The sequence below is a fragment of the Rhodopseudomonas palustris HaA2 genome (assembly GCF_000013365.1).
Taxonomy (GTDB): domain Bacteria; phylum Pseudomonadota; class Alphaproteobacteria; order Rhizobiales; family Xanthobacteraceae; genus Rhodopseudomonas; species Rhodopseudomonas palustris_J.
This window is the reverse complement of sequence record NC_007778.1, coordinates 3,852,197-3,874,242: the sequence shown is the minus strand read 5'-3', so window position 1 is coordinate 3,874,242 and position 22,046 is coordinate 3,852,197. Positions and strand designations below refer to the sequence as shown.

The 22,046-nt window shown below is 65.6% G+C and carries 22 protein-coding genes; 12 read left to right on the top strand and 10 right to left on the bottom strand.

All coding sequences use genetic code 11. The features are described from left to right. Positions 1 to 78: 78 nt before the first annotated feature. The 3 genes from moaA to RPB_RS17085 form a co-directional block, all read right to left on the bottom strand. Complete coding sequence (gene moaA / locus RPB_RS17095; RefSeq protein WP_011442269.1) at positions 79 to 1,116, bottom strand: GTP 3',8-cyclase MoaA; 1,038 nt, start codon at positions 1,114 to 1,116, stop codon at positions 79 to 81. Positions 1,117 to 1,221: 105 nt separating this feature from the next. Then, entirely contained in the window at positions 1,222 to 1,674 is a 453-nt protein-coding gene (locus RPB_RS17090; RefSeq protein WP_011442268.1) for a PEGA domain-containing protein, read from the bottom strand. 158 nt (positions 1,675 to 1,832) lie between these two features. After that, positions 1,833 to 2,510, bottom strand: a complete 678-nt coding sequence (locus RPB_RS17085) for an HAD-IA family hydrolase (protein ID WP_011442267.1) — start codon at positions 2,508 to 2,510, stop codon at positions 1,833 to 1,835. Positions 2,511 to 2,659: 149 nt separating this feature from the next. Between RPB_RS17085 and rpiA the strand changes: the two genes are divergently transcribed. The 7 genes from rpiA (at position 2,660) to RPB_RS24250 (ending at position 9,980) form a co-directional block, all read left to right on the top strand. Continuing rightward, positions 2,660 to 3,358: a ribose-5-phosphate isomerase RpiA gene (gene rpiA, locus RPB_RS17080; RefSeq protein ID WP_011442266.1), complete on the top strand. Its 699-nt coding sequence runs from the start codon at positions 2,660 to 2,662 to the stop codon at positions 3,356 to 3,358. Positions 3,359 to 3,381: 23 nt separating this feature from the next. Next, positions 3,382 to 3,891, top strand: coding sequence for a DUF2059 domain-containing protein (locus RPB_RS17075; protein ID WP_011442265.1), 510 nt, complete (start codon positions 3,382 to 3,384; stop codon positions 3,889 to 3,891). Between the two features lie 173 nt (positions 3,892 to 4,064). Then, positions 4,065 to 5,450, top strand: coding sequence for a glutathione-disulfide reductase (gor, locus tag RPB_RS17070; RefSeq protein ID WP_011442264.1), 1,386 nt, complete (start codon positions 4,065 to 4,067; stop codon positions 5,448 to 5,450). Positions 5,451 to 5,647: 197 nt separating this feature from the next. After that, positions 5,648 to 7,036, top strand: coding sequence for a class II 3-deoxy-7-phosphoheptulonate synthase (locus RPB_RS17065; RefSeq protein ID WP_011442263.1), 1,389 nt, complete (start codon positions 5,648 to 5,650; stop codon positions 7,034 to 7,036). 140 nt (positions 7,037 to 7,176) lie between these two features. Continuing rightward, the gene (locus tag RPB_RS17060) at positions 7,177 to 7,530 is read left to right on the top strand and encodes a diacylglycerol kinase (protein ID WP_011442262.1); all 354 of its coding nucleotides are present in this window, start codon (positions 7,177 to 7,179) and stop codon (positions 7,528 to 7,530) included. 44 nt (positions 7,531 to 7,574) lie between these two features. Further along, a complete protein-coding gene (locus tag RPB_RS17055; protein WP_011442261.1) occupies positions 7,575 to 9,332 on the top strand; it encodes an NAD+ synthase in 1,758 nt (585 codons plus the stop codon). A 270-nt stretch (positions 9,333 to 9,602) separates the two neighbouring features. After that, positions 9,603 to 9,980 (top strand): Ltp family lipoprotein, encoded by a 378-nt coding sequence (locus tag RPB_RS24250; RefSeq protein ID WP_157038850.1) that lies wholly within the window; start codon positions 9,603 to 9,605, stop codon positions 9,978 to 9,980. On the opposite strand, the gene RPB_RS25100 is transcribed toward RPB_RS24250, so the two are convergent. Both RPB_RS25100 and RPB_RS17050 read right to left on the bottom strand, forming a co-directional pair. After that, positions 9,977 to 10,342, bottom strand: a complete 366-nt coding sequence (locus RPB_RS25100) for a hypothetical protein (protein WP_245258247.1) — start codon at positions 10,340 to 10,342, stop codon at positions 9,977 to 9,979. The genes RPB_RS24250 and RPB_RS25100 overlap by 4 nt on opposite strands. An 8-nt stretch (positions 10,343 to 10,350) precedes the next feature. Then, the gene (locus RPB_RS17050; RefSeq protein ID WP_011442259.1) at positions 10,351 to 10,614 is read right to left on the bottom strand and encodes an antitoxin; all 264 of its coding nucleotides are present in this window, start codon (positions 10,612 to 10,614) and stop codon (positions 10,351 to 10,353) included. A gap of 206 nt (positions 10,615 to 10,820) precedes the next feature. Between RPB_RS17050 and RPB_RS17045 the strand changes: the two genes are divergently transcribed. Beyond that, positions 10,821 to 11,570 (top strand): helix-turn-helix transcriptional regulator, encoded by a 750-nt coding sequence (locus RPB_RS17045; RefSeq protein ID WP_011442258.1) that lies wholly within the window; start codon positions 10,821 to 10,823, stop codon positions 11,568 to 11,570. Here RPB_RS17045 and RPB_RS17040 read toward each other — a convergent pair. From RPB_RS17040 to RPB_RS17030, 3 genes are all read right to left on the bottom strand, one after another. Continuing rightward, positions 11,567 to 12,904 (bottom strand): FAD-dependent oxidoreductase, encoded by a 1,338-nt coding sequence (locus tag RPB_RS17040; RefSeq protein ID WP_011442257.1) that lies wholly within the window; start codon positions 12,902 to 12,904, stop codon positions 11,567 to 11,569. The genes RPB_RS17045 and RPB_RS17040 overlap by 4 nt on opposite strands. Positions 12,905 to 13,155: 251 nt before the next feature. Continuing rightward, on the bottom strand, positions 13,156 to 14,307 hold the full coding sequence (locus RPB_RS17035; protein WP_011442256.1) for a DUF2865 domain-containing protein: 1,152 nt from the start codon (positions 14,305 to 14,307) through the stop codon (positions 13,156 to 13,158). A 187-nt stretch (positions 14,308 to 14,494) separates the two neighbouring features. Beyond that, entirely contained in the window at positions 14,495 to 14,803 is a 309-nt protein-coding gene (locus RPB_RS17030) for a hypothetical protein (protein ID WP_011442255.1), read from the bottom strand. 309 nt (positions 14,804 to 15,112) lie between these two features. Here RPB_RS17030 and cysS point away from each other — a divergent pair, with 309 nt between their 5' ends. The 4 genes from cysS (at position 15,113) to cimA (ending at position 19,033) form a co-directional block, all read left to right on the top strand. Further along, entirely contained in the window at positions 15,113 to 16,594 is a 1,482-nt protein-coding gene (gene cysS / locus RPB_RS17025; RefSeq protein WP_011442254.1) for a cysteine--tRNA ligase, read from the top strand. A 199-nt stretch (positions 16,595 to 16,793) separates the two neighbouring features. Continuing rightward, entirely contained in the window at positions 16,794 to 16,925 is a 132-nt protein-coding gene (locus tag RPB_RS25190; protein ID WP_011442253.1) for a hypothetical protein, read from the top strand. Between the two features lie 3 nt (positions 16,926 to 16,928). Beyond that, positions 16,929 to 17,438 carry a GNAT family N-acetyltransferase gene (locus RPB_RS17020; protein WP_011442252.1) on the top strand — a complete coding sequence of 170 codons (510 nt, stop codon included), beginning with the start codon at positions 16,929 to 16,931 and terminating at the stop codon, positions 17,436 to 17,438. Then, positions 17,435 to 19,033, top strand: coding sequence for a citramalate synthase (gene cimA / locus RPB_RS17015; protein ID WP_011442251.1), 1,599 nt, complete (start codon positions 17,435 to 17,437; stop codon positions 19,031 to 19,033). Before RPB_RS17020 ends, cimA begins: the two co-directional genes overlap by 4 nt. A 54-nt stretch (positions 19,034 to 19,087) precedes the next feature. Here the strand turns inward: cimA and RPB_RS17010 are convergent, their stop codons facing one another. Together RPB_RS17010 and RPB_RS17005 are read right to left on the bottom strand one after the other, a co-directional pair. Continuing rightward, positions 19,088 to 21,163 carry a c-type cytochrome gene (locus RPB_RS17010; protein ID WP_011442250.1) on the bottom strand — a complete coding sequence of 692 codons (2,076 nt, stop codon included), beginning with the start codon at positions 21,161 to 21,163 and terminating at the stop codon, positions 19,088 to 19,090. Positions 21,164 to 21,295: 132 nt separating this feature from the next. Then, entirely contained in the window at positions 21,296 to 21,895 is a 600-nt protein-coding gene (locus tag RPB_RS17005; protein WP_011442249.1) for a TIGR00730 family Rossman fold protein, read from the bottom strand. Between the last annotated feature and the right edge of the window lie 151 nt (positions 21,896 to 22,046).

Here is a 22,046-nt window from a genome sequence, read left to right as displayed (position 1 = left end):
GGACGATTTGCGGATTCCAGGTGACTTGTGGATTCCAGGTGACTTGTGGATTCCAGGTGACTTGCGGTTTCGGCGGGCTCAGCCCCCGGTCACGCTCATATGCCGGCTGACGCTCGGCCGGTCGTGTTTGCGGTCGATGATGAAGTCGTGGCCCTTGGGCTTGTGGCCGATGGCGCGATCGATCGCGGCGTTGAGCAGCGCATCGTCGGGCGAGGCGCGCAGCGGCCGGCGCAGATCGGCGGCGTCTTCCTGGCCGAGGCAGGTGTGCAGCGTGCCGGTGCAGGTGATCCGAACCCGGTTGCAGGATTCGCAGAAATTGTGGGTGAGGGGGGTGATGAATCCGAGCTTGCCGCCGGTCTCCTCGACCCGGACGTAGCGGGCCGGGCCGCCGGTGCTGTCGGGCAGATCCGTCAGCGTGTAGTTGTTCGACAGCCGGGCGCGAACCAGCGACAGCGGCACGTACTGGTCGATCCGGCCTTCGCCGATCTCGCCCAGCGGCATCACCTCGATCAGCGTCAGCCCCATGCCGAGCCCGTGCGCCCATTGCATCAAGGCGGGGATCTCGTCCTCGTTGACGCCCTTCAGCACCACCGCGTTGATCTTGACGGCGAGGCCGGCCGCGCGCGCGGCCTCGATGCCGGCGATCACCCGGTCGAATTCGCCCCAGCGGGTGATCGCGCGGAACTTCGCCGGATCAAGCGTGTCGAGCGAGACGTTGATGCGCCGAACCCCGCAGTCGCGTAGTTCGGCGGCGAAGCGGGCGAGCTGTGATCCGTTGGTGGTGAGGGTGAGTTCGCGCAGCGCGCCGGTGTCGAGATGGCGGGAGAGCGACCGCACCAGCGACATCATGTTGCGCCGGACCAGCGGCTCGCCGCCGGTGAGCCTGAGCTTGCGCACGCCCCGGACGATGAAGGCCGAACACAGCCGGTCGAGTTCCTCCAGCGTCAGCAGATCGGCGCGGGGCAGGAAGGTCATGTCCTCGGACATGCAGTACGCGCAGCGAAAATCGCAGCGGTCGGTGATCGAGACCCGCAGATAGTCGATGGTCCGGCCGAACGGATCGACCATCGTCGAAGCGCCGGCGGTCGGCGGGGGCGTCACGTCAGCATCGATCATCCGGCGGCCCTGTCACAAGCGCCGCCGTGGCGGCATGGAGCTCACCACTATCTATGCAGGATTGTCGCCGCACACAATCGCGCGGCATGCTGCGTTGCAGAAGGCTCAGCGTGCCGGAGCGGGGGCGGCCGCCGGACTCGGGAACGGAGAGGACTCCGCCGGCGCCGGCGCGGACGCGGCGGGCTTGGGCTTCCTGATCCGCTTCACCGGCTTGCGGACCGGTTTCACCGGCTGCAATTCGGCCACCACCGGATTCGGCGTGGCGGCTGCCGTGGCCGACGTCGTGAAGTCGCCGGGCGTCACCACGACCTGAACCGGCACCGTGACCGGCTGGAACTTGTCCATGCTGAACGTGACGCTGAAATCGGTCGCCGCAACCGTAATCGAACACGGCGTCTTGCAGCTCTCGCCGCTGGAGGCGACCGCATTGGCGCCGGAGGGGGCCGACTCGAGCTGAACGGTGGCGGTCGGCGGCGCCGACTTGAACGCGTCGAGTGACAACGACGAACAGCCGGCCAGGCTCAGGCCCGCGGCAGCAACGACTACGAAACGACGCATTGGAATGTCCACCATTGGTGCGGCTATCAGCCACAGCCCCCGGCAAACCATAGGCGGCCGAAGCTGCGCTGGCAACCGGGGTCGGCGCAATCTTAAGTATTGGTTAACGGTCGTCCACACGTCATTTGTGCAGGGGGATCAACCGGATATCGCCGCGGTCAGGCCGGCGGCAGCAGCTGCGTGACGGCGTTCGGCAAGTCGCGCATATGGCCGACCAGCCGGTCCGGCTTGAGCTCGGCGATCGGAACCTCGGTGTAGCCGAACTCGACGCCGATCACCGGGATGCCGGCGCGCCGCGCGACGCCGACATCCGGTCCGGCGTCGCCGACCATCACCGCCGAGGCCAGTGCGCCGCCGGCCTTGGCAATGGTCTCGCGCAGGATCGCCGGGTCGGGTTTGGCGACGCCGAAGGTGTCGGCGCCGCAGATCGCGGCGAAGCGGGAGCTCAGGCCGAGCTGGTCGAGCAGCAGCTTCGACAGCCATTCCAGCTTGTTGGTGCACACCGCGAACTGGTAGCCCTGGCCGGCGAGCGCATCGAGCGTCTGTTCCAGTCCCTCGAACGGCCGCGACTCGACGGCGATATTGGCGGCGTAATAGTCGATGAAATCGACCGCGAGGCGGTTGACGTCGTCCGGGCTGATGACGCGGCCGTCGAGTTCGAGGCCGCGCTCCAGCAATCGCCGCGCGCCTTGCCCGATCATATTGCGGGCCTTTGCGAGCGGGACCGCCGGCATGCCTTCGCGGACGAGGATGTAATTCAGGGCATTGATCAGGTCCGGCGCGGTGTCGATCAGCGTGCCGTCCAGGTCGAAGACAACGGTGCGGGATGTGCTCATCCGGGAAGCGCTAGCTGTCCTTGTGAATTTTCGCAACCGTCCGATGCCGGGCTGGCGACGGAATCCACCCTGTTGTTATGCCGCAAACGTCGCTAGATATGCCGCGCTGCGCCGGGGACGGTCGGTGGGGAGCAGGGGTCGGTATTGCAATGAACAAGGAAGATCTGAAGCGGCAGGCCGCCGCGCGCGCGCTGGACGAGGTTCGCGACGGGATGAAGATCGGTCTCGGCACCGGCTCGACCGCCAAGCATTTCGTCGAGCTGCTGGGCGAAAAGGTCCGTGCCGGTCTCGACGTCATCGGCGTGCCGACCTCCGAGGTGACCCGGGCCGACGCCGAGCGCTGCGGCATCCGGCTGACCACGCTCGACGAGATCGACCGGCTCGACCTGACGGTCGATGGCGCCGATGAGATCGATCCGCGGCTCGAACTGATCAAGGGCGGCGGCGGCGCGCTGCTGCGCGAGAAGATCGTCGCCGCCGCATCCGATCGCATGATCGTGATCGCCGACGAAACCAAATGGGTCGACTGCCTCGGCCATTTTCCGCTGCCGGTCGAAGTGATCCCGTTCGGGCTGGCCGCGACCCGGCGCGCGATCGAACAGGCCTGCGCCGAGGTCGGCGCATCCGGTCGATTGCAGCTTCGCGAAGGCAAGGACGGCCATGCTTTCGTCACCGATGGTGGCCACTGGATCATCGACGCCCACCTCGGGCGGATACCGGATGCGCCTCGCCTGGCCCAGCTGTTGTCGGCGATTCCGGGCGTAGTCGAGCATGGGTTGTTCATCGGGATCGCCAGCACGGTCGTGCTCGCGGGGACCGACGGAATTCGAACTGTCGAACGGGCGTAGCGCCACATCCTGGAGAATCGGAAATGAAGTATCTGTCGAAAGCCCTGCCGGCCGTCGTGCTGGCGCTCGGCCTGGCGTTGTCGGTCGGCCATGCGCAGGCCCAGACCAAGCCGCCGTCGCCGGCGGCGATCGCCGCCGCCAAGGAGATCCTGGAGCTGAAACGCGCCAACACGATCTACGCCAATGCGGTGCCGAACATCGTCCAGCGCACCATGGACACCTTGATGCAGACCAATCTGAACTATCAGCAGGATCTCAAGGAAGTCGCCATGGTGGTCGCCAAGACCATGGCCGGCCGCGAGAAGGAAATCGGCGACGGCATGGCGAAGATCTATGCCCAGGACTTCACCGAGCAGGAGCTGAAGGATCTGGTGGTGTTCTACAAGACGCCGCTCGGCCAGAAGCTGCTGAACGAAGAGCCGAAGGCGATCCAGCAGAGCATGGCCTACATGAATCAGTGGGCGCAGACCTTCGCCGAAGAGGTCAACGGCCAGTTCCGTGCCGAGATGCGCAAGCGCGGCAAGGCGATCTGACCGGCCTTATCTCGTCATTGCGAGCCAACGGGTCCGGCCTTCGGCCGGCCCGATGACAGGCTCCGCGAAGCAATCCAGCCCCACGACGTGACGCTGGATTGCTTCGTCGCCCTCGGCTCCTCGCAATGACGGAGAACTAAGTTTCGAGCCACGATTCTCAGGGCGACCACGTCATGACCGAGTTCGATACGGATCTGTTCGTCATCGGTGGCGGCTCCGGCGGCGTGCGCGCCGCCCGGATCGCCGCCGGCCATGGCGCCCGCGTCATCGTCGCCGAGGAGTATCGCTTCGGCGGCACCTGCGTGATCCGCGGCTGCGTGCCGAAGAAGCTGATGGTCTACGCCTCGCATTTCCACCACGACTTCCGCGACGCCGCGGGCTTCGGCTGGACGGTTGCCGAGGCGCAGTTCGACTGGCCGACGCTGATCGCCAACAAGGACAAGGAGATCGCGCGGCTCGAGAGCATTTACGCGACCAATGTCGAGAAGTCGGGCGCCCGCACCGTCAAGGCGCGCGCGGTGTTCGAGGATCCGCACACGCTGCGTCTGTCGACCGGCGAGACGGTGCGCGCCAAATACGTGCTGATCGCGACCGGCGGCGCGCCCAACCACGGCACGATGATTCCGGGTATCGAACACGTCATCTCGTCGAACGAGGTGTTTCATCTGCCGGAACTGCCGAAGCGGATCCTGATCCAGGGCGGCGGCTACATCGCGCTGGAATTCGCCTGCATCTTCGCCGGGCTCGGCAGCGACGTCACCCTGGTGTATCGCGGCGACAACATTCTGCGCGGCTTCGACGAGGATGTCCGCAGCCATGTCCGCACCGAGATGGAGCGGGCCGGCATCAGCATCCTCACCGGCTGCACCGTGGCGAAGGTCGAGAAGCTCGGCGACGAGTACACCTCGCATCTGTCGAGCGGCTCCAGCATCGCCTCGGACCAGGTGATGTTCGCGATCGGCCGGCATCCCAACGTCGCCAATCTCGGCCTGGAAAAGACCGGCGTCGCGATCAATCCGGACAATGGCGGCATCGCCGTCAACGAGTACTGCCAGACCTCGGTGCCGCACATCTATGCGATCGGCGACGTCACCCATCGCATCAACCTGACGCCGGTGGCGATCCGCGAGGGCCACGCCTTCGCCGACACCGTGTTCGGCAATCGGCCTGGGCAGGTCGACTACACCAACATCCCGACCGCGGTGTTCTCGCAGCCGGAGGTCGGCACCGTCGGCCTGACCGAGTCCCAGGCGCGCGCGCTGTACGACCGCGTCGATATCTACAAGGCCGACTTCCGCCCGATGAAGGCGACGCTGTCGGGCAGCCAGGTCCGCACGCTGATGAAACTGATCGTCGACGCCGACAGCGATCGCGTGCTCGGCTGCCACATCGTCGGGCCCGAGGCCGGCGAACTGGTCCAGGTGATCGCGATTGCGGTGAAGATGAAGGCGACCAAGGCCGACTTCGATTCCACCATGGCACTGCACCCGACCGCGGCCGAAGAACTGGTGACGATGCGGACGCCGACCGCCCGTTATGTCCGCGACGCCGCCGAATAAGCCCGCCTGAGCTTTGCCCGAGGTTTGCCCCGGGTTTGCCGCAACCGCGGATTCCGCCGCGCCGTGGCGATTTCCATATTATTCGCAACAGCTTGTGACGCTTTGCGGAATTCTACCTAGCGGCCGGGAAGGACGCTGTGTATAACGCGGCCTTCGCGAACATATATTAGCGCGGCAGGTCCTCAGGAGTTGGTCTCATGTCCGAACGTTGGACACCCGATAGCTGGCGCAGCAAGCCGGTTCAGCAGATGCCGGACTACCCGGACGCGAAGGCGCTGGGCGACGTCGAGGCGCAGCTGTCGACCTTTCCGCCGCTGGTTTTTGCAGGTGAGGCGCGCAACCTGAAGAAGGCGCTGGCCAGCGTCGCCGCCGGCGAATCCTTCCTGCTTCAGGGCGGCGATTGCGCCGAGAGCTTCGCCGAGCATGGCGCCAACAACATCCGCGACCTGTTCCGCGTCTTCCTGCAGATGGCGATCGTGCTGACCTATGCGGGCGCTTCGCCGGTGGTGAAGGTCGGCCGCATCGCCGGCCAGTTCGCCAAGCCGCGCTCGGCACCATTCGAGAAACGCGACGGCGTCGAACTGCCGAGCTATCGCGGCGACATCGTCAACGACATTGGCTTCACTGCGGAGTCGCGCGTGCCCGATCCGCGCCGTCAGCTCGAGGCCTATCGGCAGTCGGCGGCGACGCTGAACCTGCTGCGCGCCTTCGCCAAGGGCGGCTATGCCAGCGTCGAGAACGTGCATCGCTGGATGCTGCAGTCGGTCAGCGACTCTCCGCAGTCGAAGGCCTATGCGGATCTCGCCGATCGCGTCTCCGGTGCGCTCGATTTCATGCGCGCCTGCGGGCTGACGTTTGCGGTCGATAGCTCGCTCGGCACCACCGATTTCTACACCAGCCACGAAGCGTTGCTGCTCGGCTACGAGCAGGCGATGACCCGCGTCGACTCGACCACCGGCGATTGGTACGCGACCAGCGGCCACATGCTGTGGATCGGCGACCGCACCCGCCAGCTCGATCACGCCCATGTCGAGTATTTCCGCGGCATCAAGAATCCGATCGGGCTGAAATGCGGCCCGTCGCTGAAGACCGACGAACTCTTGAAGCTGATCGACGTGCTCAATCCCGACAACGAGCCGGGCCGGCTGACGCTGATCGGCCGGTTCGGCCATGAGAAGATCGGCGATCACCTGCCGGCGATGATCCGCGCCGTGCAGCGCGAGGGCCGCAAGGTGGTGTGGTCGTGCGATCCGATGCACGGCAACACCATCACGTCGAACTCCGGCTACAAGACCCGGCCGTTCGATCGCATCCTGTCGGAGGTGCGCTCGTTCTTCACCATCCACGCCGCGGAAGGCACCCATGCCGGCGGCGTGCATCTGGAGATGACCGGGCAGAACGTCACCGAATGCATCGGCGGCGCCCGCGCGATCACCGATGAGGACCTCAACAACCGCTATCACACCGCCTGCGATCCGCGGCTCAATGCCGAGCAGTCGATCGACATGGCGTTCCTGATCGCGGATCTCTTGAAGCAGGGTCGGGCCGGCAAGGTCAGTCCGCTGCCGGTCGCGGCGGGGCTGTAAGAGTCGGCCACCATCATCGATCTCTCTTCCGTCATGGCCGGGTTCGTCCCGGCCATCCACGCCTTACTTGGCGTCGCCTCCGAAGACGTGGATGCCCGCGACAAGCGCGGGCATGACGACAAATAGGGGCTGTGGGTCAGTTGCTGAGGTTCTGGCGGGCGACGATCAATTCGTGGCGCGGACTCAAATTCGCGATCCGCTCCGAGCAGGCGATCCGCGAGGAACTGGTCGCGCTGGTGATCGCGGTTCCGGCCGCGTGGCTGATCGGCACGACGGCGTCACGCCGCGTCGAACTGATCGCCGTGGTCGCCCTGGTGATCGTGGTCGAACTGCTCAACACCGCGATCGAGAAGCTCGCCGATCGCCTCACCACCGAACATGATCCGCAGATCGGCCGGGTCAAGGACATGGGCTCGGCCGCGGTCGGGGTCGCCCTCGCCATTGCCGGGATGGTCTGGCTGTTCGCGCTCGGCGAGCGCATGGGGCTGTTCTAGTTCCCCCGATTGCGAAGCGGGCAGGGGGCGGCTAAATCTCGGTGATGACCAACACAGCCGCCCGTTTCACGATCTCGCTCGCCCAGCTCAATCCGACGGTCGGCGACATCACCGGCAACGCCGCGATGGCGCGCGCGGCGCGTGCGCAGGCCGCGGCCGAGAACGCCGATGTCATCGTCTTTCCCGAGCTGTTCATCTCCGGCTATCCGCCGGAAGATCTGGTGCTGAAGCCGGCGTTTCAGGCCGCGTGCCGCGCGGCGGTCGAGGAACTGGCGCGCGAGACCGCCGATGGCGGGCCGGCAATGCTGATCGGCTCGCCCTGGGTCGACGGCGGCAAGCTCTACAACGCCTGCGCATTGCTCGACGGCGGCCGCATCGCGGCGATCCGCTTCAAGGTCAATCTGCCGAACTACGGCGTGTTCGACGAGAAGCGCGTGTTCGCGCGCGGGCCGGTGGCGGGTCCGGTGACGATCCGCGGCGTCCGCGTCGGCGTGCCGATCTGCGAGGACACCTGGCTCGAGGAGTCCGAGGACTACGAGAACGTCGTCGAGTGCTTGGCCGAGACCGGCGCCGAAATCCTGATCGTGCCGAACGGCTCACCCTACGCGCGCGGCAAGGGCGATCTGCGGCTGTCGGTGCAGGTCGCCCGCGTCACCGAGAGCGATCTGCCGCTGGTCTATCTCAATCAGGTCGGCGGCCAGGACGAACTGGTGTTCGACGGCGCATCCTTTGCGCTCAACGCCGACCGCTCGCTCGCCGCGCAACTCCCCGCCTTCGCCGAATGCATCACCACGCTGGTCTGGCAGAAGAGCGCGGATGGCTGGCGCTGCGATGGCCCGGTGGCGGCGGTGCCCGACGGCGACGAGGGCGACTACGCCGCCTGCGTGCTGGGGCTACGCGACTACGTCCGCAAGAACGGTTTCCCCGGTGTGCTGCTCGGCATCTCCGGCGGCATCGATTCCGCGCTGTGCGCCGCGATCGCGGTCGATGCGCTCGGCGCGGGCAGGGTCCGCGGCGTGATGCTGCCGTTCCGCTACACCGCGCAGATCTCGCTCGACGATGCCAGTAGGCTCGCGAATGCGCTGGGCTTCGGCTACGAGGTGCTGCCGATCGCTCAGGCGGTGGAAGGCTTCGAGGCGATCCTGGCGAAGCCGTTCGCCGGCCTCGCGCGCGACATCACCGAAGAAAACCTGCAGGCGCGCACCCGCGGCACGCTGCTGATGGCGATCTCCAACAAGACCGGCGCGATGGTGGTCACCACGGGTAACAAGTCGGAAATGAGCGTCGGCTACGCCACGCTGTATGGCGACATGAACGGCGGCTTCAATCCGATCAAGGACATCTACAAGACGCAAGTGTTCCGCCTCTCCAGCCTGCGCAATCGCTGGAAGCCCGACGGCGCGCTCGGCCCCGACGGTGAGGTGATCCCGGAAAGCATCATCGTCCGTCCGCCGACCGCGGAACTGCGTGAAAACCAGACCGACCAGGATTCGCTGCCGCCCTACGAGGTGCTCGACGCCATCCTCGAACGCCTGGTCGAACGCGAGCAGCCGCTGGCGTCGATCGTCGCCGAGGGCTTCGACAAGGACACCGTGATGCGGATCGACCGCCTCCTCAACATCGCCGAATACAAGCGCCGCCAGGCCGCCCCCGGCGTCAAGGTGACCCGCAAGAACTTCGGCCGCGACCGCCGCTACCCGATCACCAACCGTTTTCGCGACAAGGCCGAGGCGCTGGCCGAGCCGGACGAGGCGCTGGTGATGCGGGCAGGGCGTGCGTCGAGCGAGGCGTTCGAGGGGTAGGAGGAAGTCATGGGCGCGGACTGCCAATCTTTCGCAGATGCCGGGCGCTCCGTTTGTTCGACTTGCAAAGGACCTGATGAGTGTGGCGATAGCCGATCCGCTGCGGACTGCGTTGACGCTCTCCGAAGCGGACGCAGCAGGATCAGTTGGGGAGAGCTGTACTTGACCCGAAGCAGAAGTCGAGCATATCCGCTCATTTGCATCATAGGCGTGGCCCAAGGCCGGTCGGGTTGCTAGGATTGATTGTATAGGATGGAGACGATTAGAATCATGAAATTCTTGAAATTGTCATTGATTGCCGCTTTGTTGACTGCCGAGCCTACATGGGCGCAAAGTTTGACTGGGCCCCAGAACAATGCCGTTAGATCTGCGAAACAGTACCTCAATATCTCAGGCTTCTCGCGACGCGGTCTGATCCGCCAACTCTCATCAGATGCTGGCGATGGTTATGATATTGCCGATGCCACCGTAGCAGTAGATAGTCTGAACATTGATTGGAATAAGCAGGCGATAAGGTCTGCGAAACAGTACCTCAGCATTTCGGGGTTCTCTTGCAAAGGCCTCATCAGGCAACTTTCATCAAGTGCCGGCGATGGGTACACTGAGAGCCAAGCAACCTACGGGGCACAACAGGCAGGCGCTTGCTAGTCGGTCAAGCGTAAGGACATTGACCATCGCGAATTGCGCCAGTAGCGGCAGCTCGCCACGGAAGGTCCGCCTCCGGTCGTTAGTCCCGTTGCCATCATCCGATCAGAAAGCTGCCGTTCGCGCGGATGAGCATAGATCAAGAATATGCACCAGATCGCGCTTTTGCATTTTCGATGGGTTACACCGAGCAGAAGCCAGTGCGAGTTCCCTCCGTGGCGCAGTTTGGCCCTTAATTGCGACCGTGTCGCAATTTCGCTGATCGAGGAGATGACGACGTTCGAGATCGGCAATGCGACCAGCCGCTCGATTATCCCGCGCTTATCGCCTCGGATAATGTGGCTGGTAGCGATGGTATCGAGCATCTCACCGTTCATTCGCTCCAGCCTTCGAACGGATCCCGGTCCTGCGGCGGCTGGTTGCGGGCGGACGGTCCTATGAAGTTGTCAGGCACATCCGCCGATCGGTGAAGCTCGATCAGGCCGTCCCAGGAATCCGGCTTGCGGGACAGGATGACGTCGCCGGTTCTGGGATCGCGGTGAACGTAGACTTCGCTGCCCTCGAAGCGGAACTCGGCCGGGAGCCTGACGAACTGGCCGCGGCCGGTGGTGAGAATCTTGGCGGTCCGAGATGTCATGGCGGCCTCCATGCTCGTGAAATTCATCAGCATGGACATCATGAACCGGCGTTCGCTCGAACGCTGATCGCCCGTGCAACGCGTCCCGCATCTATGTGCTCTTGCCCCTTTCGCCGCCAACCGGTTTGATAGGCGCACCGCTACCGGGCAGTGCCGCCGTCGCTTCGCGATCGGCACGGTGCACCCGCCATCACAGCGAGCCGCGAATGCCGATCCACGATTCTGCCGCCGTCGCCTCCGATCTGTCGCGCCCTGCCACGCCGGCGGCGTTCGCCGAGGCGGCGATGCTGTCGCTGCGGCCGGTGTTCGGGGCGTCGCGGGCGGTGTTGTCCGACCGGCAGCGCGGGCGGCCGGGCGAGATGCATTTCGTCAACTGGCCGTCCTGGTGCCAGGCGCATTATTGCGCCGAGGTGAGGGCGCGCGATCCGATCCGGAGTTGGCTCGATCGGGAGGCGTCGGAGAACGGCGTGACGCGGCTGTCGGAGTTGCTGCCGGCTACCCGCCGCGCGGCGCTCCCGCGCGAGACGCTGCTGGCCGACAGCGGCGCCGGCTTCGTGCTGATCATGGCGCTGCGTGAGCAGAACCGCATCGTCGGCGCGCTCAGTCTGGTCCGCGACGCCGGGCACGGCGATTTCGACGAGCGTGACCGCGGGCTGGCGCTGGCGCTGCTGCCGCTGCTGGAGATGGCGTATCACGGCGTCATCGCGCGCGGTGCGGCGACGGTGCCGCTGTTTGCCGGCAACGATCCGTTGCACGCGTTGACGCCGCGCGAACGGCAGGTCGCGGCGCTGGCGGCGGCCGGCCATCCGAACAAATCGATCGCGCGCATGCTCGATGCCAGCCCGTGGACGATCAAGAATCACATGCGCGCGGTGCTCGACAAGACCGGCACGCGCAACCGCACCGAACTGAGCGCGCTGATCGGATCGCAGCGTGAAACGGCCCGGCCGGGCTAGTAGCCGCGCCCGATCAGGTCCTCCGCCGCCTTCAGCCCCGACCAATGCGACTGGCCGACCGTGCTGTTGGTGAGATAGTCGCCGCAGAACGCGACGCGGGGCAGCGGTCCGAGGTCGCGAAAACGCTGCAGGCTGCGGATGTAGCCCTTCGGTCGTTTGCAGATGGCGTCCGGCTGCCGCGAGATGAAGCTGTCGATCACCCGCGTCTCAGCCAGTTGCGGCAGGGCGTCGACGACGTCGCCCCAGGCGATGGTCAGCAGCTCCGCGGTGCTGGCGCCGGCGTGCTGCCGGCAGCCAAAATCCTTCCATTGCGAATGCGCGAAGGTGGTGCCGTTGCCCATGTCGGTGAAGCGCAGATTGCCGGTGCGGCGAAAGCCGTCGGCCGCGGGCAGCACGTAGGTGTCGAGCAGATCGCCCTTGGGGCGGTCGAGCAGGTAGTACACGATGTGGTGACCGGAATAATCGATGCTGTCGAAGAAGCCGCGGCGCGCATCGTCCAGCGTCGGCATCAGCGCCGCCACCTTGTTGCCGGGCACCGCGATGACGACGGCATCGCCGCTGAGTGTCTCGGCGCGCCCGTCCTGCTGGATGTCGACCTGCACCCCGTCGGCATCGTAGCGCACCGCTCGGGCCCGGCAGCCGAGCCGGAGATCGACCTGCGGATCGGCGGCGAGGTTGCGACCGAGCTCGTAGGTGATCCGGCCTGCGCCGCGCTCCTTGAAGCTCCAGATCCGGTCGCCCGACCAGGACAGTCGTCCGGCCGTGCTCCAGGCGGTCCAGGCCAGCGAGTAGTCGTCCTCGCCATAGCCGCAGAACATCGCCACGCACGGTTCGAGGAAGTAATCGACGAAGGTCGGCGAGTAGCGCCGGAAATATTCGCAGGCATTGACGTCGTCCAATGCTGCAGCGCTGGTGATGTCGCGCGGATCGCCGGCAACGGCGATCTGGGCGAGCTTCGGCAGCGTCGCCAGCAGCTTGGCTTTTTCGAGCAGTGGAATCGCCGGATGCTTCGCGGCGCTGATCAGGTCGAAGGCGCCGAACGCCACGGTCCGCTTGCGCTCGACCAGCACGTTCCATTGATGGGCGGCGGTGAGGTCGACCATGCCATCGGGCTGATCGATGCCGAGCTTGCGGGCGAGATCGGTGAGATTGGTTTCGGCGCCGAGAAAGGCGAATGCCCCGGTGACCGCCCAGACGCCGTGCCAATGCACGGAGCGACAGCGGCCGCCGGCTTCGGTGTCCTGTTCGAGCAGGACGACCTCGTGGCCATCCTCGCGCAACCGATGAGCCGCGCCTAGTCCGGCGATGCCGCCGCCGACGACGATGACACGCATGCCTGTAGCTCCATCCGACTTGCCAGAGAAGCTGCAAGGCTAGGATGGCCGATGCGCCGCCGGCTATGGCTCGGATGGGCTATGCGGGTCGGGCGGGGGGGGGGGCGCCGTCGGCGATGGCGGTATCTGGAGACTGTTGTCGGTGCCCAGAATGCATCGCCGACGCGCAGACGCTGTCGCCACATTTCGCCCACGGTTTGTCACAGGTTTGCCGCAAGCAAATCGGCCCTGTGCGCGCCTCCGCTGAGCGGTTACCGCGTCGGGATGAAGGTTGGGCCGACCGAGCGGATCGTGTTGGGATCGGACGCGCCGGTGGTCGCCGGCGGTTTGGCGGCGCCGTTTGCAGCGGCGGCTGCGGGCGCTGTGGTGTTGCCCTTGCGCGCGGCCGCGCGTTGTGCCGGCGGCAGCGCCATCCGCTTGGCGCTCTCCTCGGTCACGATGATATCGCCGTGTTCGAGCGAGGCCTTGTCGTCGACGCCTTTCAGCGCGTCGGCCCAACTCTGGTTCGCCGCCTTGCACGCGCAGGCCGGGTTGAATTCCTGGCGATAACGAAACGCCGCCGGCAGCGAGGTGTAGGGCTGGCCGTTGATCGACACCGCCGAGTTCATATCCTGGCCGGGATTGCGATAGGCGTAGAGCGCTGCGTCGGACGCCGGGCACAGGCTCTTGCAGGTCTTCTCGTCGTCGGCGAAACGTCCCGGCACGGTCGCGAAGGAGATCGGGAAGTAGTAACCGTCGCAGGTGCGGACGCAGACGGTGCGGAAGGTGCCGGAGTCGGTGTTGAAATCCGGCAGCGGCGCGCCGGGGGCGTTCGGCGAGTTGCCGCGGAACAGATTGTCGAGGAAATTGCCGCTGCCTTGCTGCGCGGCCGCGGCGTATTGCGGGCCGCAATTGTTCTGCGCCAGCGCGATCAGCACCGAGCGGCGCTGATTGTCGCGGTCGCCGCCGCCCGGGCCGCCGGAGCGCAACCGCTCGAGGCCCGAGGTCATCTGGTCGAGATTGCCGCGCATCTGCTGGATCTGATTGTTGACCGGGCCGCATTGCGCCGACTGGCCGTTGAACAGCGAGAAGAAGCCGGAGCTGTCGCAGCCCATCCGCTTGGCCTGCATGGTGACGCGGTCGAGCTCGCCCTGCTGGCGGTTGACGGCGTCCTCGTAGCGGCGGATCTGCTCGGCGCGGGCGGGATCTCCGCCACCGCGGTCGATCGAGGCGAGTTGGGCTTCGAGCCGCGGGCAGACCGGATTGACCGCGCCCTGCGGCGCGCCGCCGGGCGGCGGATAGCCCTGCTGCGCATGCGCGCCGGAGCCGAGCGTGACCATCACGAGCAGCGCAGCGGCGAACGGCACGGCGCCGGCCGGCAGGCGGCGGCGGGAGCACTTCGCGGTCTCGAACAGATCCGGCATTCAGGGATTCCGAGCGGATGGTGACATCGGCGATCCGCCGAACCGTCTCAGCAAACCCGCGCGATCGAATCCGTCGGGCAATCCGTTGAAGCCGCGACGGTAAAGCACCTCTTAACGGCTTCTCGCGGCATCGTCACGTCGTTTCCGGGGCGTCTCTGTGGCGGAGCCACAGGCGATTTCACGCAGCCTAGCGCTGGCAGGTGATGGCGACATATTCGTCGCAGCCGCCCCGCATGCAGGCGGCACCGACGGTCTTCGGCACCGCGCCGGTCACTTCGTCCGGGTCGACCCGGCGATAGGCGGTCGCCTGGACGAAATCCCGCGCCTTGCAATAAGCAAGCGCGGCGTTGGCGCCGCAACGTTCGCTTCTGGCCAGGCACTGGTCGATGCCGCTGTCGTCCGGCTGGTTGGCGATGATGAAGACGCGGCTGTCGGCCACGGCGGCGGACGCGGACAGCAGCGCGACACAGGCGACAAGGGTCGGAATCAGCTTCATGGGACACCGGTATTTGAGGGCGTCAGCGCCCGATCCATAGCCGAGATAGGGTAAAGATTGGTTAACTATGGGCAGGAACCAGCGCCCGCGCGGCTGTGGCGCCGATCCGGGGGCAAATCGGCCGCGGAGGGCCCTTCAGGCCTTCGACGGGCTTGACGCCGTTCCGGCGGCTGGCCATGGTGCGGCGATGAACGGTCTTTTCTCGATTTGTGGCATCTGCCGCGAGATTACGAGCTAGCTCAACGCTGGCTGAGGCCGTCTTTTCTCTCATGAGATCACTGGACGCCCGGCCGCAGGGGACGGGAATCCATGGCTTTGCGCCTCTACGACACGCTGACCAAAGAGAAGCGCGCCTTCGCGCCGATCGATCCGTCGAACGTGCGGATGTATGTCTGCGGGCCGACGGTCTACGACTTCGCCCATATCGGCAATGCCCGGCCGGTCATCGTGTTCGACGTGCTGTTCCGGCTGCTGCGGCATCTCTACGGCGAAAACCACGTCACCTACGTCCGCAACATCACCGACGTCGACGACAAGATCAACGACCGCGCCGCGCGTGACTATCCCGGCCTGCCGCTGAACGAGGCGATCCGCAAGGTCACCGAGCAGACCGAGCGGCAATTCCACGACGACGTCGATGCGTTGGGCTGCCTGCGGCCGACCGTCGAGCCGCGCGCGACCGAACACATCGGCGAGATGCGCACCATCATCGACCGGCTGGTCGCCGGCGGCTTCGCCTATGTCGCCGCGGACCACGTGCTGTTCTCGCCGGCGGCGATGAACGCTGCGAACAGCGTGCTGCCGCGCTACGGCGCGCTGGCCAACCGCTCGCTCGACGAGATGATCGCCGGCGCCCGCGTCGACGTCGCCCCCTACAAGCGCGACGCCACCGACTTCGTGCTGTGGAAGCCGTCGAAGCCCGGCGAGCCGTCCTGGCCGTCGCCGGCCGGCATCACGATGGAAGGACGTCCCGGCTGGCACATCGAATGCTCGGCGATGTCGTGGAAGCATCTCGGCGAGACCTTCGACATCCACGGCGGCGGCATCGACCTGGTGTTTCCGCATCACGAAAACGAAGTCGCGCAAAGCTGCTGCGCCTTCCAGACCGACCGCATGGCCCAGACCTGGATGCACAACGGCTTCCTACAGGTCGAAGGCGAGAAGATGTCGAAGAGCCTGGGCAACTTCATCACGATCAGGGAGTTGCTGGCGACGGAGAAATTCGGGGGAGATAGTTGGGTTGGTGAGATTCTTCGATTTGCGATGATTAAAACTCACTACCGCTCACCGATCGACTGGACCGTGAAGGCGCTCGACGAGGGTCATAAGGTTCTTTGGGATTGGTATCGCGACATTGGTGACGTCGGGCCGGCACAGCAACTGCCGGGAGAATTCATCGACTGTTTGGCTGATGATCTCAACATATCGAGTGCCATCGCATTCATGCACAGCCTGCGTAAAGATAAGAAGTTTGCTGAGCTTCTTGCGACGATGAACTTTCTTGGATTCTCGAATGCGGAATCGGTTTTGGCGCGTCGCCCTGTTGGAGTTCGGATTAATCTTCCCCCTGCGCACGCCGAGGCGGCCGTCGGAACAGTGGAAGTACTCGCAAAGCCCTTGAGCAAGAGCGAGATTGAAGAACGGATCGACGCCCGAACCGCCGCCCGCGCGCGAAAAGATTTCAAGGAATCCGATCGCATCCGCGACGAGCTCGCCGCGATGGGCATCGCGATCAAGGACGGCAAGGACGCCGACGGCAAGCCGGTGACGACCTGGGAGATCGCGCGATGAGCGGCGCCACGCCGCTGCGTCATCCTGAGGTGCGCGCGCGGTTGCGCGCGCCTCGAAGGATGGGCTGCAGGGACAATGCCCGATCCGCCGCGCCCGGAATGTCATCCTTCGAGGCTTGCCCACCGCGCTTCCGCGCCGCGGGCGCGCACCTCAGGATGACGGCTGTGGCCATCTGCAATCAGCCAATGAGGATCATCCAATGACCGACCCACAACCCTCGCATCGCCCCGACACGCCGTTTCCGAAGCACTGGCTGTACTACATCGCGATCAAGATCGCGCTGCTGGCCGGGGCGACGGCGCTGGTGTTGAAGCTGTACAATTTCTGGTGAGTGATGAACGTTAATCCGAAACCGGCGCTGCGGCCGTATCTGCCCGAGGATGCCGAGATCGCGGCTTCGATCTTCGTGGCGTCGATCGAGCAGCTTACGTCCGACGACTACAGCGAGGCGCAGCAGGAAGCCTGGGCCTCCGCCGCCGACGACGACGAAAAATTCGGTGCGAAGCTCGCCGCGCAGCTCACGCTGATCGCGACGCTGGGCGGCGCGCCGGTCGGCTTCGCGTCGCTCGAGGGAGCGGGGCATATCGACATGCTGTTCGTGCATCCGGATTTCGTCGGCCAGCGCGTCGGCGCGACGCTAATCGACGCGCTGGAAAAGCTCGCCGGCGCCCGCGGCGCACAGGCGCTGACGGTGGACGCCAGCGACAACGCCGCCGAATTCTTCGCCAAGCGCGGCTATGTCGCGACCCAGCGCAACACCGTCACGATCAACGGCGAATGGCTCGCCAACACCTCGATGAAAAAGACGCTCGCGGAACCCGCGGCGCCGGGAGCAGACCAATGAGTCGGGAACGACTGTATCTCTACGACACCACGCTGCGCGACGGCGCGCAGACCAACGGCGTCGACTTCACGCTGCACGACAAGCGGTTGATCGCCGGCCTGCTCGACGACCTCGGCATCGACTATGTCGAGGGCGGCTATCCGGGCGCCAATCCGCTCGACACCGAGTTCTTCGCCACCGAGCAGAAGCTCGAGCGCGCGACCTTCGCCGCCTTCGGCATGACGCGACGCCCGGGCCGCTCGGCCTCGAACGATCCCGGAGTCGCGCTGCTGCTCGACGCCAAGGCGGATGCGATCTGCTACGTCGCCAAATCGTCGGAATATCAGGTCCGCGTCGCGCTCGAGACCACCAACGACGAGAACATCGCCTCGATCCGCGACAGCGTCGCGATCGCCAGGGAGCGCAGCCGCGAAGTGCTGGTCGATTGCGAGCATTTCTTCGACGGTTACAAGGAGAACCCGGCGTTCGCGCTGGACTGCGCCAAGGCGGCCTACGAGTCCGGCGCGCGCTGGGTGGTCTTGTGCGACACCAATGGCGGCACCATGCCGGACGAGGTCGAGGCGATCGTCGGCGAGGTGGTCAAACACATCCCCGGCAGCCATGTCGGCATCCACGCCCATAACGACACCGAGCAGGCGGTGGCGGTGTCGTTCGCCGCGGTGCGCGCCGGCGCGCGGCAGATCCAGGGCACGCTGAACGGACTCGGCGAGCGCTGCGGCAACGCCAATCTGGTGTCGATGATCCCGACGCTGAAGCTGAAGAAGGAATTCGCCGACAAGTTCGAGATCGGCGTCTCCGACGACAAGCTGGCCACGCTGGTGCAGGTGTCGCGCGCGCTCGACAATATCCTGGACCGCGCGCCCAATCCGCACGCGCCTTACGTCGGCGGCAGCGCCTTCGTCACCAAGACGGGCATCCATGCCTCGGCGGTGATGAAGGACCCGCACACTTACGAGCACGTCACGCCCGAATCCGTCGGCAACCACCGCAAGGTGCTTGTGTCGGATCAGGCCGGCAAGTCGAATGTGGTCGCGGAGCTGTCGCGCACCACCATCGAGTTCGACCGCAACGATCCGAAACTCGGCCGGCTGATCGAGAAGATGAAGGAGCGCGAGGCGGCGGGCTACGCCTACGAGTCCGCCAACGCGTCGTTCGATCTGCTGGCGCGCAGCACGCTCGGGCAGGTGCCGGAATTCTTCCATGTCGAGCAGTTCGACGTGAATGTCGAGCAGCGCTACAATTCGCACGGCCAGCGCGTCACGGTGGCGATGGCGGTGGTCAAGGTCGTGGTTGACGGCGAAACGCTGATCTCGGCCGCCGAGGGCAATGGCCCGGTCAACGCGCTCGACGTCGCGCTGCGCAAGGACCTCGGCAAGTATCAGAAATACATCGAGGGCCTGAAGCTGGTCGACTACCGCGTCCGTATCCTCAATGGCGGCACCGAGGCGGTGACGCGCGTGCTGATCGAGAGCGAGGACGAACTCGGCGAGCGCTGGACCACGATCGGCGTGTCGCCGAACATCATCGACGCGTCGTTTCAGGCGCTGATGGATTCGGTGGTCTACAAGCTTGTGAAGTCGAAAGCCCCGGTGTGAGCAGGAGCCGCGCCGGGCTCCTGTCAGACCCGAGCGATCCGCGATTCGGACAGCTCAGTAGCGGGCGTCCTTCGGCTTGTTGCCCTTCGGCCAGTCCTTGACCTTTGGAGCGAAGTCCGGCCGCTCCATGTGGGTGAAGTACTCCGCGACGTCGATCGCCTCCTGATCGGTCAGACTGCCTTGTCCCAGCGGGAATTTTTCGTGGGTGCCGATCGGCATGTTGCGCTTGACGAAGGCGGCGGCGGTGTAGGTGCGCGCCATGCCGGCGCCGATGTTGAACGAGTGCTCGCCCCACAGCGGGGGATAGACCAGCCGGCCGGCTGCGTCTTTCAGGCCTTCGCCGTTCTGGCCGTGGCAGGCCACGCATTGCGCCACGTAGATCGCCTTGCCGTTGTCCGGATCGGGCTTCAACGTCGTGTCGACCTTGCCGACGCCGCGTCCGGCCACTTTGTCGGACGGCTTGGTCGCGCCTTTCATCCAGTTGAAATAGGCGACCATCGCCTGCATGTCGGGGCCGTCGACCGGCAGCGGCTTGCCGTTCATCGAGCGCAGGAAGCAGCCGTTGATGCGGTCCTCCAGCGTGATCTCGCGACCGGCGCGCGGCGCGTAACTGGGGAAGAACGCGGAGACGCCGACATAGGGGCTGCCGTCCGCGACCGTTCCGGCGTTGAGATGGCACGAGGCGCAGTTGAGTTCATCGCCGACATGGTTCGGCAACAGCGTGCGGGTTTCGGCGTTGAGCCGCATGCCGCGGACCAGTTGCGGCGCGTTGGGCTGCGCCAGCAGATCGGCGAGACGTGGCGTCTCGAACAGCGACTTGTCGATCTTCGGATCGAGCGCGGCACGCGCCGCGGCGACCTCGGCCTCGCTGACGGCGCGGGCGCCTTCGCCCCAGCTCTCGCGCACGAAGGACAGGATCTCGGCGATCTCGCGATCGGCGAGGCGGGCGAAGGCCGGCATCGTCCAGACCCTCGGATGGGCGGCGGTCGCGGTGGTCTTCCAGCCGGTCAGCGCGATATGCACCAGCGTCGCCGGGTCTTTCGAAGTGACGGTGGGATTGCCCGCGAGCGGCGGGAAGATGCCCTTCACGCCGGCGCCGTCGGCCCGGTGACAGTCGGTGCAGAACTGTGCGTAGCCGAGCCCGCCGCGGGTGGTGAAGGTGGCCGCAGGCGCCTCGGTCGATGCGATCCGTGGCTCGGCCTTCGGCCGGTCGGACGGCAGCGCCTTGAGATAGGTCGCGATCGCCGTCAGGTCCTGGTCGGAGAGTCCCTGCGTCGAATGCAGGATGACATCGGTCATGCTGCCGGACGCGGTGGCGAAGCGGTTCTGGCCGGTCTTCAGCAACAGGACGGTGTCCTCGACGGTCCACAAATCGCGTAGCTCGATCGCATTCCAGTTTTCGACCTTGGCGCCGGCGAGATAGAAATGGCCCGCCGGTCCGGCGTCGCTCATCGCCTTTTCCTGGAAACCGATGCCGCGCGGCGTGTGACAGGCGCCGCAATGGCCGAGACCCTGGACGAGATACGCGCCGCGATTCCACACAGCATCCTTCGCAGGCTCGGCCTTGAACGGCGTCGCATCCAGGAAGGCGAAATTCCAGGCGGCGAGCGCGATGCGCATGTTGAACGGAAACTGCATCTCGAGCGGGAGATTGGCCTTCTCGACCGGCGCGAGGCCCTTGAGGAGATAGGCCCACAGCGCCTTCATGTCGTCGTCCGTCATCTTGGCGTAAGACGGGTAGGGCATCGCCGGATAGAGATTGTGACCGTCCGCCGAGACGCCCTTGCGCATCGCGCGATCGAACGCGCCGAACGACCATTGCCCGATGCCGGTTTTCGGATCGGGCGTCACATTGGTCGAGTACACCTTGCCGAACGGCGTCTCGAGCGCCCGGCCGCCAGCCATCAGAGGTCCGCCCTCGGCGGTGTGGCAGGCGACGCAGTCGCCCAGCCGCGCGACATATTCACCGCGCGCGATCAGCGCGGGATCGACATTGGCGCCGAAACCCGGGTCGTTGCGCTCGATCGGCGGCGGTTGCACGATCCAGGCCGCGGCGCCGCCGATCGCGACGACAGCAAAGGCCGCGATCAGACCGAGGCGTTTGCCGAGGCTGCGCTTGTTCGACGTCATGAGATGCTCGATTCAGATGTTCTTTTTTCGGCGCGAGGCTAGGCACCGCGGCGGAACGGAACAACTCGGGACAATCCCCTATATCCGATCCCGATTCCGGATCAGCGACTCACTAATCGAGGCGAGCAGAGTTCAAAGTCTGCGCGCGATCTCCGGCGCCATCGTCTTGGCCTGCTCGGGTGCCGCGGCGGCGCGCAATTTCGGCAGGATCTCGCTGACGGAATCGGCGGTGAGGACGTTGACGGAGAACTGGGGGCGGATGAAGGCGGTTTCCGTCATGTGGGCCAGCAGTCCGAGCAGCGGGTCCCAGAAGCCGTCGATATTGGCGATCAGAATCGGCTTTCTGTGGCGGCCGAGCTGCTGCCATGTCATCTGCTCGACCAGTTCTTCGAGAGTGCCGATGCCGCCGGGGAGCGCCACGAAGGCGTCGGAGTGTTCGAACATCAGCCGTTTGCGTTCGTGCATATCGTCGGTGACGATCATATCCTGCACGCGGTTGAGCGCGATCTCTCTGGTGCGTAGAAACCCGGGGATGATCCCGGTGACGGTGCCGCCATGATCCAGCACGGCGTTGGCGACCGCGCCCATCAGCCCGATCGCGCCGCCGCCATAGACCAGCGTCACGCCGCTCTCGGCCAGTTCCTTGCCGAAGGCCTGTGCCGCCTCGACGAAAAGCGGATTGGTGCCCGATCCGGAGCCGCAATAGACGCAGACGGTTTTGATTTCGCTCATGGTGAGCGATGTGGCATCGCGGGATTACAGCGTCAAGACAGTCGTCTGCCTTGCGCCGCGCAACAGCCTGTTATGACGCAAAGAATCGTCGTCCCAGGGTGCACGCCGCAATCGAAACACTATATGAAGGCGGACCCGACGGATCATCCGA